General features: G+C 66.4%; 17 protein-coding genes. 8 read left to right on the forward strand and 9 right to left on the reverse strand.

The window, feature by feature from the left end:
- Positions 1–116: 116 nt before the first annotated feature.
- The 4 genes from KEC55_RS02140 to KEC55_RS02155 all read left to right on the forward strand — a co-directional run bounded on the left by KEC55_RS02140 (position 117) and on the right by KEC55_RS02155 (position 3,346).
- Entirely contained in the window at positions 117–611 is a 495-nt protein-coding gene (locus KEC55_RS02140; RefSeq protein WP_282506542.1) for an LEA type 2 family protein, read from the forward strand.
- Between the two features lie 152 nt (positions 612–763).
- Positions 764–1,096, forward strand: coding sequence for a YegP family protein (locus tag KEC55_RS02145; protein ID WP_282506543.1), 333 nt, complete (start codon positions 764–766; stop codon positions 1,094–1,096).
- Positions 1,097–1,232: 136 nt separating this feature from the next.
- Complete coding sequence (locus KEC55_RS02150; RefSeq protein WP_282506545.1) at positions 1,233–2,366, forward strand: class I SAM-dependent methyltransferase; 1,134 nt, start codon at positions 1,233–1,235, stop codon at positions 2,364–2,366.
- Positions 2,367–2,455: 89 nt separating this feature from the next.
- Positions 2,456–3,346: a class I SAM-dependent methyltransferase gene (locus KEC55_RS02155; protein WP_282506546.1), complete on the forward strand. Its 891-nt coding sequence runs from the start codon at positions 2,456–2,458 to the stop codon at positions 3,344–3,346.
- A 28-nt stretch (positions 3,347–3,374) separates the two neighbouring features.
- Here KEC55_RS02155 and KEC55_RS02160 read toward each other — a convergent pair whose 3' ends face one another.
- Positions 3,375–3,947, reverse strand: a complete 573-nt coding sequence (locus KEC55_RS02160) for a DUF1415 domain-containing protein (protein WP_282506547.1) — start codon at positions 3,945–3,947, stop codon at positions 3,375–3,377.
- A gap of 76 nt (positions 3,948–4,023) precedes the next feature.
- Positions 4,024–4,644, reverse strand: coding sequence for a TetR/AcrR family transcriptional regulator (locus KEC55_RS02165; protein WP_282507476.1), 621 nt, complete (start codon positions 4,642–4,644; stop codon positions 4,024–4,026).
- Between the two features lie 219 nt (positions 4,645–4,863).
- On the opposite strand from KEC55_RS02165, the gene KEC55_RS02170 reads away from it, so the two are divergent.
- The 3 genes from KEC55_RS02170 (at position 4,864) to KEC55_RS02180 (ending at position 8,347) form a co-directional block, all read left to right on the forward strand.
- Positions 4,864–6,147 (forward strand): MFS transporter, encoded by a 1,284-nt coding sequence (locus tag KEC55_RS02170; RefSeq protein WP_282506548.1) that lies wholly within the window; start codon positions 4,864–4,866, stop codon positions 6,145–6,147.
- Between the two features lie 157 nt (positions 6,148–6,304).
- Complete coding sequence (locus KEC55_RS02175; protein ID WP_282506549.1) at positions 6,305–6,910, forward strand: nitroreductase family protein; 606 nt, start codon at positions 6,305–6,307, stop codon at positions 6,908–6,910.
- 186 nt (positions 6,911–7,096) lie between these two features.
- Complete coding sequence (locus KEC55_RS02180) at positions 7,097–8,347, forward strand: Hsp70 family protein (protein ID WP_282506550.1); 1,251 nt, start codon at positions 7,097–7,099, stop codon at positions 8,345–8,347.
- A 99-nt stretch (positions 8,348–8,446) separates the two neighbouring features.
- Here the strand turns inward: KEC55_RS02180 and KEC55_RS02185 are convergent, their stop codons facing one another.
- On the reverse strand, positions 8,447–8,650 hold the full coding sequence (locus KEC55_RS02185) for a cold-shock protein (RefSeq protein WP_006477070.1): 204 nt from the start codon (positions 8,648–8,650) through the stop codon (positions 8,447–8,449).
- Positions 8,651–9,070: 420 nt separating this feature from the next.
- Here KEC55_RS02185 and KEC55_RS02190 point away from each other — a divergent pair, with 420 nt between their 5' ends.
- Positions 9,071–10,669, forward strand: coding sequence for an APC family permease (locus KEC55_RS02190; protein WP_282506551.1), 1,599 nt, complete (start codon positions 9,071–9,073; stop codon positions 10,667–10,669).
- A 107-nt stretch (positions 10,670–10,776) separates the two neighbouring features.
- On the opposite strand, the gene KEC55_RS02195 is transcribed toward KEC55_RS02190, so the two are convergent.
- The 6 genes from KEC55_RS02195 to hemA form a co-directional block, all read right to left on the reverse strand.
- On the reverse strand, positions 10,777–11,568 hold the full coding sequence (locus KEC55_RS02195; RefSeq protein WP_282506552.1) for a DODA-type extradiol aromatic ring-opening family dioxygenase: 792 nt from the start codon (positions 11,566–11,568) through the stop codon (positions 10,777–10,779).
- A 210-nt stretch (positions 11,569–11,778) separates the two neighbouring features.
- Complete coding sequence (locus tag KEC55_RS02200) at positions 11,779–12,375, reverse strand: UbiX family flavin prenyltransferase (RefSeq protein ID WP_282506553.1); 597 nt, start codon at positions 12,373–12,375, stop codon at positions 11,779–11,781.
- A gap of 24 nt (positions 12,376–12,399) precedes the next feature.
- Positions 12,400–12,711, reverse strand: a complete 312-nt coding sequence (gene grxD, locus KEC55_RS02205; RefSeq protein ID WP_121859134.1) for a Grx4 family monothiol glutaredoxin — start codon at positions 12,709–12,711, stop codon at positions 12,400–12,402.
- A gap of 67 nt (positions 12,712–12,778) precedes the next feature.
- On the reverse strand, positions 12,779–13,621 hold the full coding sequence (prmC, locus tag KEC55_RS02210) for a peptide chain release factor N(5)-glutamine methyltransferase (protein ID WP_282506554.1): 843 nt from the start codon (positions 13,619–13,621) through the stop codon (positions 12,779–12,781).
- 7 nt (positions 13,622–13,628) lie between these two features.
- A complete protein-coding gene (gene prfA, locus KEC55_RS02215) occupies positions 13,629–14,711 on the reverse strand; it encodes a peptide chain release factor 1 (protein WP_282506555.1) in 1,083 nt (360 codons plus the stop codon).
- Between the two features lie 82 nt (positions 14,712–14,793).
- Positions 14,794–16,092, reverse strand: coding sequence for a glutamyl-tRNA reductase (gene hemA, locus KEC55_RS02220; protein ID WP_282506556.1), 1,299 nt, complete (start codon positions 16,090–16,092; stop codon positions 14,794–14,796).
- Between the last annotated feature and the right edge of the window lies 1 nt (position 16,093).

Here is a 16,093-nt window from a genome sequence, read left to right on the forward strand (position 1 = left end):
TTTAATCTATTAACGATCTTGGGTTGCCGCGGAAACTACGAAATCCGGCGTGGGGCGGTGCGCTCGGTACAATGCATCGACGACCCGCTCACCGATCGCCGCGAGGAGGCTGTGCCATGCCACGTACCCTGTTCCGTTTCGCGCCGCTGCGCGCCGTGCTGATGCTGGTTGCCGCCGCGCTGCTGCTCGGCGGTTGCGCGGGGCTGACGCGCGACCCCGTGCGCGTGTCGGTCGCGGGGCTCGACCCGCTCGTCGGGCAGGGCCTCGAGATGCGCTTCAACCTGAAGCTGCGCGTGCAGAACCCGAACGACGCGCCGATCGAATACGACGGAATCTCGGTCGCGCTCGACCTGAACGGCACGCCGTTCGCGAGCGGCGTCAGCGATCGCTCGGGCACCGTGCCGCGTTTCGGCGAAGCCGTGCTCGACGTGCCGGTGTCCGTGTCCGCATTCGCCGCCGCGCGGCAGGCGTGGAACCTGCCCGGCGCGGCCGCGAACGGCGAGCTGCCGTATGCGCTGCGCGGCCGGCTCGCGGGCGGCGTGCTCGGCACCGTGCACTTCAACGACGCGGGCACGCTGCGCATGCCCGTCATGCCGGGGTGGGGCGGGTAGGTCGTGTGGTTTTCGGAAACGTCGTCCAAATGTCACTGAAAATTGACCATTTGACAGTCTTCAATGCTTATCGTGCGTGATGCCGATTTTCGATGGTGTTGCCCCTACACTTGCCGATGTCCGAGGGTCGGACATTCTTTCAGGAGCAAACCATGGCGGCAAAATTCGAGATCAGGAAAGCCACGAACGGTCAGTACTACTTTCACCTGAAGTCGGCGAACGGCGAGATCATCCTCGCGAGCGAGCGGTACGAAGAGAAGGGCGGCGCGAGAAACGGGATCGCGTCAGTGCGGGACAATGCGCCGCTGGATGAGCGCTACGAGCGCAAGCTTGCCCACAACGGCGAGCCGATGTTCAACCTGAAGGCCGCCAACCACCAGATCATCGGCACGAGCGAAACGTACAGGAGCGTGCAGGGCCGCGAGAACGGCATCGCGGCCGTCAAGCGCGATGCGCCCGGTGCGGAAACCTTCGATCTCGCCTGATCGTCGCTTGCGCCGCGACGAGCGCTGATTGGCGGGCGTTGCGGCGCCCGTTTTGCCGGGTCGGGCAAAGCGCGGTATGGTGTGGTCCGCGCGGTGAATTCTCGCCGCCATTGAAGCCAACCGTAACCGAGTTCGCGTGACCGATTCCCCTGTTTTCCACTGGACCGACGCCGACGGCGCCGATCATGCCGTGCGCTGGCGCTCCGAAGCCGGTGTGCAACCGCCGAAGCGCGCGGTGCCCGCCGACGATCGCCTCACTGCCGACGCGGCTTATCGCCTTGCGTGCGAGGGCACCGCGCTCGTCTGGCAGGGCGATTTCCAGAATGCGCGCCAGCTCGTGCAGGCGATGGCGCGCCGTGTCGAGCGCAAGCCGAAGAAGGCGCAAGCCGCGGCCGGTGTCGACGCATTCAATCTGCATCGTCTCGCGCAGTCGCAGCGCGCCCGCACGCTCGGGATGCTGCTGATCCCGCTCGACGCCGACTACACGATCCCGCTGCGCCGCGCGCCCGACGTGCGAGCCGCATGCGAGGAGGCGTACGGCCCCGGCGGCGCACCGTCGGTCGTGTCGCTGCGTGAACTGCTCGGTCTCGTCGGCGCACACGAGTGGCGCAAGAAGGGCGTACCGATTCCGGCGCTCGGCGGCGCGCCGATTCACCCGCACTACGGCGTGTTCTCGCCGGTACGCGGCGAATACGTCGAACTCGTCGCGCGCGCGCCGCTGCCGGCGAAGTCGCTCGCATTCGACATCGGCACCGGCACCGGCGTACTGGCGGCCGTGCTTGCGTCGCGCGGCGTCGAGCGTGTCGTCGCGACCGATCAGGATCCGCGTGCACTCGCCTGCGCGCGCGAGAACATCGCGCGGCTCGGTCATGCGAGCCAGGTCGACGTCGTCGAAGCCGACCTGTTTCCGGCCGGCCGTGCGCCGCTTGTCGTCTGCAACCCGCCGTGGGTGCCGGCCCGGCCGAGCGCGCCGATCGAATACGCGGTCTACGACCCCGACAGCCGCATGCTGCGCGGTTTCCTCGCAGGGCTCGCCGCGCACCTCGAGCCGGGCGGCGAAGGCTGGCTGATCCTGTCCGATTTCGCCGAGCATCTCGGCCTGCGGCCGCGCGAGACGCTGCTGCAATGGATCGACGAGGCGGGCCTCGTCGTGCTCGGCCGCGACGACATCCGCCCCGCGCATCCGAAGTCCATGGACGCCGACGATCCGCTGCACGCGGCGCGCCGCGCCGAGGTCACGTCGCTCTGGCGGCTCGGCGCGCGAGCCTGACCGCGTATTTTCGGTAAACTGTCGCCATTCCTCACGAATTCCCGCCGCCGGGCCGTGGTCGACCGACCGTGGCCCGGCGCCGCATCACGATGTCGAACAAAACCCACGAAATCCGCCCGGAGCAGTCCGTCGAGCTGCTGAAGGAACTGCACATCCTCACCCGTGACGGGAAGCTGAACCAGGACAGCCGCCGCAAGCTGAAGCAGGTCTATCACCTGTTCCAGTTCATCGAGCCGCTGCTCGCCGGCGTGCAAGCCGACAAAAGCAACGTGACGCTCGTCGATCACGGTGCCGGCAAGTCGTATCTCGGCTTCATCCTGTATGACCTGTTCTTCAAGCAGCAGCCGGGGCACGGCACGCCGGAATTCGCGTCGCACGTGTACGGGATCGAGACGCGTGAGGAGCTCGTCACGCGCTCGACCGAGCTGGCCGAGCGGCTCGGGTTCGGCGGCATGTCGTTCCTGAACCTGTCGGTCGCCGATTCGATCACGTCGCCGCAGCTGCCCGAAACCGTCGATGTCGTTACCGCGCTGCATGCGTGCGACACGGCGACCGACGACGCGATCCGCTTCGCGCTCGCGAAGCGCGCGCAGCATATCGTGCTCGTGCCGTGCTGCCAGGCGGAAGTCGCGGGCGTGCTGCGCAAGAACAAGGGCAAGTCGCTCGCGAACGCGCTGACCGAGGTGTGGCGGCATCCGCTGCATACGCGCGAATTCGGCAGCCAGATCACCAACGTGCTGCGCTGCCTGCAACTCGAGGCGCACGGCTACCAGGTCAGCGTGACCGAGCTGGTCGGCTGGGAGCATTCGATGAAGAACGAGCTGATCATCGCTCAGTACAAGAATCTGCCGCGCCGGCGGCCCGGCGAGCGGTTGAACGAGATCCTCGGGATGTTCGGCCTTGCCGAACTGAACGAGCGCTTCTTCGTGGCGGAAGCCGCGGCGGCAGGCGGCGAGGCCGTCGAGCCGGCCGAAGGCTGACGCGCAGCCCGCGCGCCCGCGCGGAGCGTCAAACGTCGTCGCCCGGCCGGCGCATCCATTCGCGCCAGCCGTCGTGGCCGAGGCGGCGCAGCGTTTCCTGATTCTTTTCGTAGATCGCGGACGCATCCGGAAACGCGTCGACCGCGCGCGCGATGCTGTCCTCGCGCAGCAGGTGCAGGATCGGGTACGGCGCGCGGTTCGTGTAGTTCTCGATATCGTCGGGCTCGGTGCCTTCGAACCGGTATTGCGGATGGAAGCTCGCGATCTGCAGCACGCCGTCGAGCCGCAGTTGCTGCACGAGCCGCTCGGCGAAGAACAACGCATCGTTGTAGTCGAGGAAATCGGCGAACGCATGCGGGAAGATCACGAGCGTCGTGTCGACCTGCTGCGGATCCGCCGCATCGAGCGCGCGCAGCTCGGTTTCGAGTTCGGCGAGCGCGTCTTCCAGCGTTGTCGCGTCGCTGATCGCGTAGCGCACCTGTTCCTTCACATAGACGCTTTTCGCGAACGGGCACAGATTGAGCCCGATGACCGCGCGCGCGAGCCAGTGCCGGGTGGCGGCGAGGATGTCGTCGTGCGATTCGGTGCGGGTGTCGGTCATCGTGAAACCAGTCGGGCGGAAGAACGGCGAGGGCCGCATTGTAGCGGGCCCGCCGCGCTCGGGCGTATGCGCCCCGTCAAGCGCAGGCGGCTTCGATCAACTGCGTGACGAGCGCGGGCGCGGTGCCGATTGGCGTCTCGCCGTGCCGGTACGTCTGGCTTGCCGCGTAGATGCCTTCGACCACCAGTGCAAGCGCGTCGGCCAGCGCCTTCGGTTGCCGCGCGCCGGCGCCTTCGCACAGCGCGACGAGCCGCTTCATCAGCTGTTCCTTGTTCTGCGCGACACGCTCGCGCGCCGGGTGCGACGCATCCGGGAATTCCGCGGCGACATTGACGAACGGACAGCCGCGATAGTCCTTCTGCGTCGCGCGCTCGGCGAGATCGACGAAATACTGGATCAACTGCGCCCTCGGCTGGCCCGGGTGCTTCGCGGCGCTCGTATCGAGGCGCTCGAAGAAGCACGCATCCATCCGCTCCAGATACGCGAGGATCAGTTCGTCCTTCGACGAGAACTGGCGGTACAGGCTCATCTTGTTGACGCCCGCGCGCTCCACGACCGCCTCGACGCCGACCGTGCGAACCCCTTCCTTGTAAAACAGCTCCTCGGCGGCGCGCAGCAGGTGCTCCTGCGCGGTGGCGCCGTCGATCGGCCGGCGCGTGCGGCGCGCCGGCGGCTTGGCGATCTCGATGCCCGACATGATGACCCTCGGCTGCATAGTGAATTGCTTGACATGTTACCGACTGGTAACTACGATCGCAACACACTTGTGACTGGTCGGTAACAATCGCGGCCGGATCAACAGACAAATGCCAAGCGTCGGCCCGGGTCAGCCGATGTGGAAATGTGCGGCGGAGGTGGCCTGGTCGGGGCGGAGCGGGTGCGATGGCGCCGGATCCGCCAACTGGAGAACGCGAAGATGAACTGGGCAGTGACAAGAATCGGCGGGCGGTTTCACTACGGATGGCTCGCGGCGGCGGTGGTATTCCTGATCCTGTTGGCGGCAGCCGGCACGCGCGCGACGCCGAGCGTGCTGATGGTGCCGCTCGAGCGGGAGCTCGGCTGGAGCCGGGCGGCGATTTCGCTGGCGATCTCGGTGAACATCGCGCTGTACGGCCTGACGGGCCCGTTCGCGGCCGCCGCGATGCAGCGCTTCGGGCTGCGCCCGACGATCCTCACGGCGCTCGTGACGATGAGCGTGGGCGTCGCGCTGTCGTCGATGATGACGCAGAGCTGGCAGATGGTCGTGATCTGGGGCCTGATGGTCGGCTGCTCGACGGGCGTCGTCGCACTGACGCTGTCCGCGACCTTCGTCACGCGCTGGTTCCACGCGCGGCGCGGCCTCGTGATGGGGATCCTGACCGCCAGCACGGCCACCGGCCAGCTCGTGTTTCTGCCGATGCTCGCGGCGATCGCGCAACACCACGGCTGGCGGCCGGTTGTGCTGGTCGTCGCGGTGGCGGCCGCGATCGTGATTCCGCTCGTCGCCTTCCTGCTGCCCGAGCGGCCGGCCGACCTGCAGCTGCGCCCGTACGGCGAACCGGCCGATGCGCCGGCCGCGCCTGACGCATCGAAGGAGAACCCGCTCGCGGTCGCGTTCCGCACGCTGCTGATGGCGAGCCGTTCGCGCGACTTCTGGCTGCTGTTCTTCAGTTTCTTTATCTGCGGCGCGAGCACCAACGGCTATGTCGGCACGCACCTGATCGCGATGTGCAGCGACTACGGGATGACCGAAGTGCAGGGCGCGTCGCTGCTCGCGGCGATGGGCGTGTTCGACCTGTTCGGCACGACGCTGTCGGGTTGGTTGTCCGATCGCTACGACAACCGCGTGCTGCTGTTCTGGTACTACGGGCTGCGCGGGCTGTCGCTGATCTACCTGCCGCATGCGTTCGGGATCGATTTCTTCGGGCTGCCGCTGTTCGCGATGTTCTACGGGCTCGACTGGATCGCGACCGTGCCGCCGACCGTGCGGCTCGCAACCGATGTGTTCGGCAAGGCCGCGGCGCCGGTCGTGTTCGGCTGGATCGTCGCCGGCCACCAGCTCGGCGCGGCGTTCGCGGCGCTCGGCGCCGGGCTGCTGCGCGCGAGCCTCGGCACCTACACGATCGCGTCAATGATCTCGGGCGGGCTGTGCATCGTCGGCGCGCTGATCGTGCTGCGGATCAACCGCGGCCCGTCGCGCGCAGCCGCTCAGGCGGCCTGATCGCGATGAACGTGGCTGGCCGCGCAGCCCGCGGCCGGCCAATGCAGGCACGGAGATTTGCATAGCGCGGGAGGATCGGGCGCGCAGCCGCTCAAGCGGGTATGCTTGCGGTTTGCCGGGCGTTCGCGCCCCTTCATCGATTTCAGCGAGGAACCGCATGTCCGTCAAACCTGCTCCCACCACTGTTTCGATTCACGATCTGATCGCAGGCCGCTGGAGCCCGCGCGCCTATTCGGACGAGCCCGTCAGCGCCGGCGATCTGCACGCAGTGCTCGAAGCCGCGCGCTGGGCCCCGTCCGCGTACAACGCGCAGCCGTGGCGTTTCGTCGTATTCGATCGCGCGCAGGACGAAGAAGCGTTCAAGCGCGCGTTCGCGACGCTGGTGCCGTTTAACCAGGGCTGGAATGCGCCGGCGCCCGTGCTGATCGCGGTGACCGCGCACACGCTGACGTCGAAGGGCGAACCGGCGCCGACCGCGTCGTACGACGCGGGTGCCGCCGCGATGTCGCTGGTGCTGCAGGCGCACGCGCTTGGCCTCGCCGCACACCAGATGAGCGGTTTCGACGCGAAGGCGTTTCGCGACGCGTTCGCGATTCCGGCCGACGTCGCGATCCTGTCGATCATCTCGCTCGGCCACTACGGCAACGTCGACAAGCTCGATCCCGTGCTGCGCGATCGCGAAAAGGCGCCGCGTACGCGCCATGCGATCGGCGAAGTCGTTTATGCAGGCGCGTGGAAGAAGAGTTTCGACGCGGCAGCCTGACCGCGCGAGCGGGCGGGCTGCATCGTGCATCCCGTTCGCGCGTGCCCCCGGCGCGGCGCACCGCGCCGTTGCCATCGGTGCCCGCTGAGCGGTACCGGTGGCCAGCCCCGGTTGTGATCCCGCGGGCTTCATGTTAAAAAGCCCGTCCTTTCCGTTTTCGCGCCGGCCCTGCTGCGGCAATTTCCCATGACTTACTGCGCGATCGATTTCGGCACGTCCAATTCCGCCGTAGCGCTGCCCAACGGCGATGGCATACGCCTCGCGCCCGTCGAGGGCGACCACCTGACGCTGCCCACCGCGATTTTCTTCAACAACGACGAAGAAACGGTCGAATACGGCCGTGCGGCGCTGGCTTCCTATATCGACGGTTTCGACGGCCGGCTGATGCGCTCGATGAAGAGCATCCTCGGCTCGCCGCTCGCGGAAACGACGACCGATCTCGGCGACGGCAGCGCGATCGCGTACACCGAAATCATCGCGCGCTTCCTGACGCACCTGAAGCGCAAGGCCGAAGCGCGCGCGGGCGCGCCGATCGGCCGCGCGGTGCTCGGCCGGCCGGTGTTCTTCGTCGACGACGATCCGCGCGCCGACCGTCTCGCGCAGGATCAGCTCGAGGCGGCCGCGCAATCGGTCGGCTTCGCGGACGTGCACTTTCAGTACGAACCGATCGCCGCCGCATTCGACTACGAATCGCGCCAGCAGGCCGAGCGCCTCGTGCTTGTCGCCGACATCGGCGGCGGTACGTCCGACTTCTCGCTGGTGCGCGTCGGGCCCGAGCGGATGGCGCGGCTCGAGCGCAAGGACGACGTGCTCGCGCACCACGGCGTGCACGTCGCGGGTACCGACTACGATCGGCGTGTCGAGCTGGCTGCGATCCTGCCCGCATTCGGCTACCGTTCGCTCGACCCGGAAGGGCGCGAGCTGCCGAACAAGATCTACTTCGATCTCGCGACCTGGCACCTGATCAACACGGTCTACACGCCGAAACGGATCGGCGAGCTGACGCTGATGAAGCACCTGTACCAGGACGTGCGGCAGTACGACCGGCTCACGAGCGTGGTCGAGCAGCGGCTCGGGCACGGGCTGATGGCGCGCGCGGAAGAAGCGAAGATCGGCGTTGCGGCGGGCGGGGAGACGATGATCAACCTGAACGACGTGGAAGAAGACCTGCTGATCGCGTTCGACGCCGATCGCCTCGTCGATGCGAGCCGCGACGACACCTCACGCATCGTCGACGCCGCACGCGAGACGGTGCGGCTCGCGGGCATCGCGCCGCGCGATGTCGGCGCACTGTATTTCACCGGTGGTTCGACCGGGCTCGCGTTCCTGTCGGGTGCGCTTGCGGGCGCGTTCCCGGATGCGCAGCCGGTGTTCGGCGACCGCCTCGCGAGTGTCGCGACGGGTCTCGGCATTCACGCGCAGCGATTATTCGGTTGAATGCGAGCGGCTGAAAGGCCGCCATGCCGGACAACCGGCGCCGAAAAACAAAAAGCCCCGCCGAAGCGGGGCTTTTTTTCACGAATTATCGCGCCAAGCTTAGACCGGACGGATGTTCGCAGCTTGCAGACCCTTCGGGCCCGTCTTCACTTCGAATTCAACCTTCTGGTTTTCTTGCAGCGTCTTGAAGCCTTCGACGCGGATTTCCGAGAAGTGCGCGAACAGATCGTCGCCGCCGCCTTCCGGGGTGATGAAGCCGAAGCCCTTTGCGTCATTGAACCACTTGACGGTACCGGTTGCCATGTTACTTGTTCCTAAAAAGATAAAACGGGGCCGAAGCCCATGGGGTGCGGAAAATCAAGGAAGGGGTAATAGGACCAACCGGAGTACCGTTGATGGGCGAACTACGAAAGAACCAATTCACTCGCCACTTGAAATCCTGCGAAGTCCTTTATACGGCTAATCGTTCTTATGGTCAACCGTATTCCCATGCACTCAGGGTTATTGCGTAGATCAGGTTTACAAAGCTTGCAATCGATGCGAATTTTTTGTAGGGGCCGAACGATTTTGGCGGCACGTTTGAGGTGCAACCGTTAAACTACGCGCCGCGTGGACGGGTTGCCCTGATCGGGTGGCGCGTCCCCCCAAGAATGCGTGCGCGGTGCTGTCCGAGCCGATCCCGGACCGCAGGCCGACCATGCTTTTTGAGACACAGGAGAGGATGTGAAGAGTTCTATTCAACGGAACATCGGCCCGTTTGCATTGATGCTGACGGGGCTGGGTTCGATTATCGGCTCGGGCTGGCTGTTCGGCGCCTGGAAAGCCGCGAAGATCGCCGGTCCGGCGGCGATCTGCGCATGGATCATCGGCGCGGTCGTGATTCTCGCGATTGCACTGACGTACGCCGAACTGGGCGCGATGTTCCCCGAGTCGGGCGGCATGGTGCGCTATGCGCGCTACTCGCACGGTTCGCTGGTCGGTTTCATCAGCGCGTGGGCCAACTGGATCGCGATCGTTTCCGTGATTCCGATCGAGGCTGAAGCGTCGATCCAGTACATGAGCACGTGGCCGTATCCGTGGGCGCATGCGCTGTTCGTGAACGGCGAGTTGACCACACCAGGCTTGCTGCTGTCGGCCGTGCTGGTCGTCATCTACTTCCTGCTGAACTACTGGGGCGTGAAGGCCTTTGCGCGTGCGAACACCGCGATCACGATCTTCAAGTTCCTGATCCCGGGCGCCACGATCCTCGGCCTGATGCTGACGAGCTTCCATTCGGAGAACCTCGGCACCGCATCGAATGCGAGCTTCGCGCCGTACGGCTGGTCGGCCGTGCTGACCGCGGTCGCGACGAGCGGCATCGTGTTCGCGTTCAACGGCTTCCAGAGTCCCGTGAACCTGGCGGGCGAAGCGCGCAATCCGTCGCGCAGCGTGCCGTTCGCGGTGATCACGTCGATCCTGATCGCGCTGGTGATCTACGTGCTGCTGCAGATGGCGTACATCGGCTCGGTGAATCCGGCTGACGTCGCGAAGGGCTGGGCGCACTTCAACTTCTCGTCGCCGTTCGCGGAACTCGCGATCGCACTGAACCTGAACTGGCTCGCGATCCTGCTGTACGTCGACGCGTTCATCAGCCCGAGCGGCACCGGCACGACCTACATGGCGACGACCACGCGGATGATCTACGCGATGGAGCGCAACAACACGATGCCGAAGATGTTCGGCAACGTGCACCCGATCTACGGTGTGCCGCGCCAGGCGATGTGGTTCAACCTGCTCGTGTCGTTCATCTTCCTGTTCTTCTTCCGTGGCTGGAGCTCGCTCGCAGCGGTGATCTCGGTCGCAACGGTGATCTCGTACCTGACCGGCCCGATCAGCCTGATGGCGCTGCGCCGCGCGGCGACGGACATCGAGCGTCCGCTGTCGATTCCGCTGATGAAGCTGATCGCACCGTTCGCGTTCGTGTGCGCGTCGCTGATCCTGTACTGGGCGAAGTGGCCGCTGACGGGCGAAATCATCCTGCTGATGATCGTCGCGCTGCCGGTGTACTTCTTCTTCCAGGCGAAGTCGGGCTGGAGCGGCTGGGGCGCCGACCTGAAGGCTGCATGGTGGCTGGTCGCGTACCTGCCGACGATGGCCGTGCTGTCGCTGATCGGCAGCAAGGAATTCGGCGGCCACGGCGTGCTGCCGTACGGCTGGGACATGCTGGTCGTCGCGGCAATCGCGCTGGTGTTCTACTTCTGGGGCGTGAATACCGGCTACCGGACCAAGTATCTCGACGAGCGTGAATCGCACGACGAGATCCTCGAAGGGGTCGGTGCCTGACGCCTGACCTGTCGCCGGATTCGGCGGCGACAGGACGCAGCGAAAAAAAGCCCGCCCGAGCGACGCTCGGGCGGGCTTTTTGTTTGCGGCGACGATTGCGGCGCGGCTCAGGCGCCGGTGCTGGCGAACACGTAGTTCGTCATCGCGAGCACGCGCTGATAGGTGCCGAGCGACTGGATGCCGAGCTGGTAATCGTCGTCCGCCGCGCCGAGCGCCGTGAAGACCGGCAGCAGATGCTCGTCGGTCGGATGCATCAGCGCTGCGTGCGGCGCCTGCCGGCGGTAGTCGAGCAGCGCGTCGACATCGCGCGCGGCGAGCTTCGCCTCGAACCAGTCGGTGAATTCCGCGACGCGCGGGTCCGCATCTTCGGGCGCCGCGCCGAAATCGGCTGCGCGCAGGTTATGCGTGATCTGGCCCGAGCCGATCACCATCACGCCTTCATCACGCAGCGGCCGCAGCGCGCGGCCGAGTGCGAAGTGGTGCGCCGCATCCGCGCGCGGCTGGATCGACAGTTGCGCGACGGGCACGTCGGCCTCCGGGTACATCAGCAGCATCGGCACCCACGCGCCGTGGTCAAGGCCGTGCTCGGTCGTCGCGGTCGCGATGCCGGCCGCGTTCAGCAGCGTCACCGCGCGTTCGGCGACGTCGGGCGCGCCCGGTGCCGGATAGCGGATGTCGTACAGCGCCTGCGGGAAGCCGTAGAAATCGTGGATCGTTTCCGGATGCGCGGCGACGCTCGCGACCGGCCGTTGCGTGCCCCAGTGCGCGGACAGCATCAGCACCGCGCGCGGGCGCGGCAATTGGGCGCCGAGGTGCGTGAACGCACCGGACGGCAGCGTCGGGTCGATCGGCAGCGTCGGAGCGCCGTGGGACAGGTACAGCGAAGGCAAGCGGTTCATGGTGGTGGCCTGCGAAAAGGGTTTGCCTGTGACTATAGGCGCGCACCGTGTATTGATAAATCCGCGTTTTGGAATTTGATTGACGCTTGTTTGTTGATAATGGGTGCAACGCAATGCGTGGCGACGCGGTTAATCGTCAATACGCGTACGATCGAATGAATTCTCGTGAAAATCGAAGAAGATGCGCGAAGAAGGGCGCCGTGGTGGCGCTTACTGGGCGTGCCGGATGCCGGCCCACGGTGTCGTCTGCGGCGCGCTGAGCGCGAACAGGTCGAGCACGCGCGTGACGGTCTGGTCGACGAGTTCCTCGATCGTCTTCGGCATTGCGTAGAACGCGGGCAGCGGCGGAAAGACGATGCCGCCCATCTCGGTGACGGCGGTCATATTGCGCAGATGCGCGAGGTTGAACGGCGTTTCGCGCACCATCAGCACGAGGCGGCGGCGTTCCTTGAGCGTGACGTCGGCCGCGCGCGTGATCAGGTTGTCGGACAGCCCGTGCGCGACGCTCGCGAGCGTCTTCATCGAGCATGGCGCGATCACCATCCCGTCGGTCGCGAACGAACCCGACGCGATCGTTGCGCCGACGTCGCGCACCGAGTGCACGACGTCCGCGCGGCTTTCGAGATCGGCCTTCGGCAGCCTGAGTTCATGCTGGATGTTGAGCCAGCCGGCGTTCGAAACCAGCAGGTGCGTTTCGACGCCGCCCGCGGCGCGCAGCAGGTCGAGCAGCCGGACACCGTAGATCGCGCCGGTGGCGCCGGTGATCGCAACGATCAGCCGGCGTGGCGGCGCGCTGGGAGATGCCATCGAAAGGGGAGCGGGTGCCGCGTGTTAAGCGGCGGCGAACAGTTGCTGCAGTTCGCCCGACTGGTACATCTCCATCATGATGTCCGAGCCGCCGATGAATTCGCCCTTCACGTAGAGCTGGGGGATGGTCGGCCAGTTCGAGAACGACTTGATGCCCTGGCGGATTTCGTCGTCTTCAAGCACGTTGACCGTCTTGAACTGGTCGACGCCGCAGGCTTTCAGCACCTGCACGGCGCGGCCGGAGAAGCCGCACATCGGGAATTGCGCGTTGCCCTTCATGAAGAGCACGACCTGGTTTTCGTCGACGATTTGCTTGATACGTTGTTGGGTGTCCATGACTGACCTTGCGTTTGCGGGGCGTTAGATCGAAATGATAGCGGATTTCAACCGGACGGGCCGGGCATCAGCCCGGCCGCCGGCCGCCGGTCGTGCGTTCGATCGCGGCGAGATCGGCGAGCGATTCGACCGCGACGAAGCCGTGTGAGGCGAGGATCGTGCGGACGGCTTCGGCCTGATCGTAGCCGTGCTCGATCCAGAGCGTGCCGCCCGGTTTCAGACGGGTGCCGGCGCCCGCGACGATCGTGCGGATCGCGCTGAGGCCGTCGGCATCGTCGGTGAGTGCGCCGCGCGGCTCGAAACGCAGGTCGCCCTGCGCGAGGTGCGGATCGTGCTGTGCGATGTACGGCGGGTTGCTGACGATCGTATCGAACACGAGCGCCGGATCGAGCGCCGCATACCAGTCGCTCTGCAGCCACTGCAGCGGGCCGCCGGGGCGGCGTGCGTCGAGCAGCTTGTCCGCGTTGCGTTGCGCGACCGCGAGCGCGGCTGGCGAACGGTCGAGCGCCCACACGCGCGCATCGGGACGCTCGACGGCGATCGACACGGCGATCGCGCCGCTGCCGGTGCCGAGATCGAGCACGGCCGGATGCGGCAGCCCGTCGATCGCATCGAGCGCGGCTTCGACGAGCAGTTCGGTTTCGGGGCGCGGGATCAGCACGTCGGGCGTCACGTCGAACGGGCGGCCGAAGAACTCGCGCATCCCGACCAGTTGCGCGACGGGCTCGCCGGCGACGCGGCGCGCTTCGAGCGCGCGGTAGCGTTCGACCGCGGCCGCATCGAGCGGCGCGTCGCCGCGCGTGATCAGCTGCGTGCGGGTCCAGCCGAGCGCGTGCGCGAGCAGCACGCGCGCATCGACCGCGTCGAGCGGCGACGCGCGCAGCAGTTCGTCGGCGGTGGTGTCGGGCATCGCGGCCTCAGTCGGCTTCGCCGAGCGACGCAAGCAGCTCGGCCTGGTGCTCGGTGACGAGCACGCCGATCAGCTCGTCAAGATCGCCGTCCATGATCGCCTCGAGCCGGTACAGCGTCAGGTTGATCCGGTGGTCGGTCATCCGGCCTTGCGGGAAGTTGTACGTACGAATCCGTTCGGAACGGTCGCCGGAGCCGATCAGGCTCTTGCGCGTCGCGGCTTCCTTCGCGTGCTGCTCGTGATACTGCTTGTCCTTGATGCGCGCGGCGAGCACCTTCAGTGCGCGATCCTTGTTCTTGTGCTGCGAACGGTCGTCCTGGCATTCGACGACGATCCCGGTCGGGATGTGCGTGACGCGCACCGCCGAATCGGTCTTGTTGATGTGCTGGCCGCCCGCGCCGGATGCGCGGAACGTGTCGATCCGCAGGTCGGCCGGATTGATCTCGACTTCGCCGATCTCGTCGGCTTCCGGCATCACCGCGACCGTGCACGCGGACGTATGGATGCGCCCCTGCGTCTCGGTCGCCGGCACGCGCTGCACGCGATGGCCGCCCGATTCGAACTTCAGGCGCGAATACGCGCCCTGGCCCGCGATCCGCACGATCACTTCCTTGTAGCCGCCGAGATCCGACGCGCTCTCCGACATCATTTCGACCTGCCAGCGCTGGCGTTCCGCGAAGCGCAGGTACATGCGCAGCAGGTCGCCCGCGAACAGCGCCGATTCGTCGCCGCCCGCGCCCGCGCGGATTTCGACGAAGATGTTGCGGTCGTCGTTCGGATCCTTCGGCAGCAGCATCTTCTGCAGCTCGGTCTCGAGGCGCGCCATGCCGTCGCGCGCGTCGCGGATTTCGTCTTCCGCGAAGTCGCGCATCGACGGATCGGCGAGCAACTCCTGCGCGGCCGCCTCGTCATTGCGCGACTGGCGCCACAGTGCGTATTGCTCGACGACCGGGCCGAGTTCCGCATGTTCACGCGTCAGTTTGCGGTACTGGTCGAGGTCGGCCGTGACGTTTTCGCGGCTCAGCAGATCGTTCAGTTCGGCCAGCCGTGTGGACAGCTGGTCGAGCTTGCGTTGCATGCTCGTCTTCATGGTGTGGAGCGGCGCTCCCGGGCAAGGGGTATTCGGAAAGGATAGGCCGGCTCGCGGCCGGCGGCAGGGCGACCGGCCGGCGCTAGTGGCCGGACTGGTCGTTCGAGCGCGGCGCGTGCTGGTAGAAGCCGCGCATCAGGTCGATCAGCGAATCGCGATCGGCGCCGTTCACGCGGTTGAGCGCGCTCGTCGGGCCGTGGATCAGCTTGTTGGTCAGCGCTTGCGACAACGCTTCGAGTACGGCGGCCGGATCGTCGCCGCGTGCGAGCAGCTTCTGCGCCTTGTCGACTTCGGCGCGGCGCAGTGCGTCGGCCTGCGTATGCATGTGACGAATCACCGGCACGACGCTGCGCGTGTCGAGCCATTGCATGAAATTCTGCACGCGCGTCTCGATGATCGCTTCGGCCTGCGCGACCGCCGCCTGGCGCGATGCGTTGCCTTCGCGCACGATCGCACCGAGATCGTCGACGGTGTAGAGGAACACGTCCTTCAGCTTGCCGACTTCGGGCTCGATGTCGCGCGGCACCGCGAGGTCGACCATGAAGATCGGGCGGTGGCGGCGTGCCTTCACCGCGCGCTCCACTGCGCCGAGGCCGATGATCGGCAGCGTCGACGCCGTGCACGACACGATGATGTCGAATTCGTGCATGCGGGCCGGCAGGTCGGCCAGCGGCATCGCGCGGCCGTTGAAGCGTTCGGCGAGCCGCTGGCCGCGTTCGGCCGTGCGGTTCGCGACGACGAGTTCGCGCGGGCCTTGCGCGGCGAAGTGCGTCGCGCACAGCTCGATCATTTCGCCGGCACCGATGAACAGCACGCGCTGATCCGATACTTTTTCGAAGATCCGCTGTGCGAGGCGCACCGCGGCGGCGGCCATCGACACCGACTGCGTGCCGATTTCGGTCGTGCCGCGCACTTCCTTCGCGACCGCGAAAGTACGCTGGAACAGTTGGTTCAGATAGGTGCCGAGCGCGCCGGCTTCCGTCGCGGTGCGAACGGCGTCCTTCATCTGGCCCAGAATCTGGGTTTCGCCGAGCACCATCGAATCGAGGCCGGACGCGACGCGGAAGGCGTGCCGGACCGCTTCAGACTGCGGCAGCGCGTACACGTGCGGGGCGAGTTCGTCGACCGGAATCCGGTGATACTCCGACAGCCAGCGGACCGCGCCTTCGCGTGCCGCGCGATCGTCGGTCACGCAGTACAGCTCGGTGCGGTTGCAGGTGGAAAGAATCGCCGCTTCGGGCGAATTGGGCGCCTGGGGGCCGAGAAACACGTTCTTGAACGTAACGAGAGCCGGCTTGATTTGCTCGAGCGGAAACGCCACGCGTTCGCGCAGGGCGACAGGCGCAGTGTGGTGATTGATTCCGATCGTGAGGAGTTGCATA

This window comes from Burkholderia cepacia (assembly GCF_029962485.1).
Lineage (GTDB): Bacteria > Pseudomonadota > Gammaproteobacteria > Burkholderiales > Burkholderiaceae > Burkholderia.

Excerpts from the sequence above, each read along its gene's own strand:
- KEC55_RS02170 (WP_282506548.1), top strand. The coding sequence starts at position 4,864 with ATGAACTGGGCAGTGACAAGAATCGGCGGGCGGTTTCACTACGGATGG.
- prfA (WP_282506555.1), bottom strand. The coding sequence starts at position 14,711 with ATGAAGACGAGCATGCAACGCAAGCTCGACCAGCTGTCCACACGGCTG.
- KEC55_RS02155 (WP_282506546.1), top strand. The coding sequence starts at position 2,456 with ATGTCGAACAAAACCCACGAAATCCGCCCGGAGCAGTCCGTCGAGCTG.
- KEC55_RS02180 (WP_282506550.1), top strand. The coding sequence starts at position 7,097 with ATGACTTACTGCGCGATCGATTTCGGCACGTCCAATTCCGCCGTAGCG.
- KEC55_RS02160 (WP_282506547.1), bottom strand. The coding sequence starts at position 3,947 with ATGACCGACACCCGCACCGAATCGCACGACGACATCCTCGCCGCCACC.
- hemA (WP_282506556.1), bottom strand. The coding sequence starts at position 16,092 with ATGCAACTCCTCACGATCGGAATCAATCACCACACTGCGCCTGTCGCC.
- KEC55_RS02145 (WP_282506543.1), top strand. The coding sequence starts at position 764 with ATGGCGGCAAAATTCGAGATCAGGAAAGCCACGAACGGTCAGTACTAC.
- grxD (WP_121859134.1), bottom strand. The coding sequence starts at position 12,711 with ATGGACACCCAACAACGTATCAAGCAAATCGTCGACGAAAACCAGGTC.
- KEC55_RS02195 (WP_282506552.1), bottom strand. The coding sequence starts at position 11,568 with ATGAACCGCTTGCCTTCGCTGTACCTGTCCCACGGCGCTCCGACGCTG.
- KEC55_RS02175 (WP_282506549.1), top strand. The coding sequence starts at position 6,305 with ATGTCCGTCAAACCTGCTCCCACCACTGTTTCGATTCACGATCTGATC.
- KEC55_RS02165 (WP_282507476.1), bottom strand. The coding sequence starts at position 4,644 with ATGTCGGGCATCGAGATCGCCAAGCCGCCGGCGCGCCGCACGCGCCGG.
- KEC55_RS02140 (WP_282506542.1), top strand. The coding sequence starts at position 117 with ATGCCACGTACCCTGTTCCGTTTCGCGCCGCTGCGCGCCGTGCTGATG.
- KEC55_RS02200 (WP_282506553.1), bottom strand. The coding sequence starts at position 12,375 with ATGGCATCTCCCAGCGCGCCGCCACGCCGGCTGATCGTTGCGATCACC.
- prmC (WP_282506554.1), bottom strand. The coding sequence starts at position 13,621 with ATGCCCGACACCACCGCCGACGAACTGCTGCGCGCGTCGCCGCTCGAC.
- KEC55_RS02185 (WP_006477070.1), bottom strand. The coding sequence starts at position 8,650 with ATGGCAACCGGTACCGTCAAGTGGTTCAATGACGCAAAGGGCTTCGGC.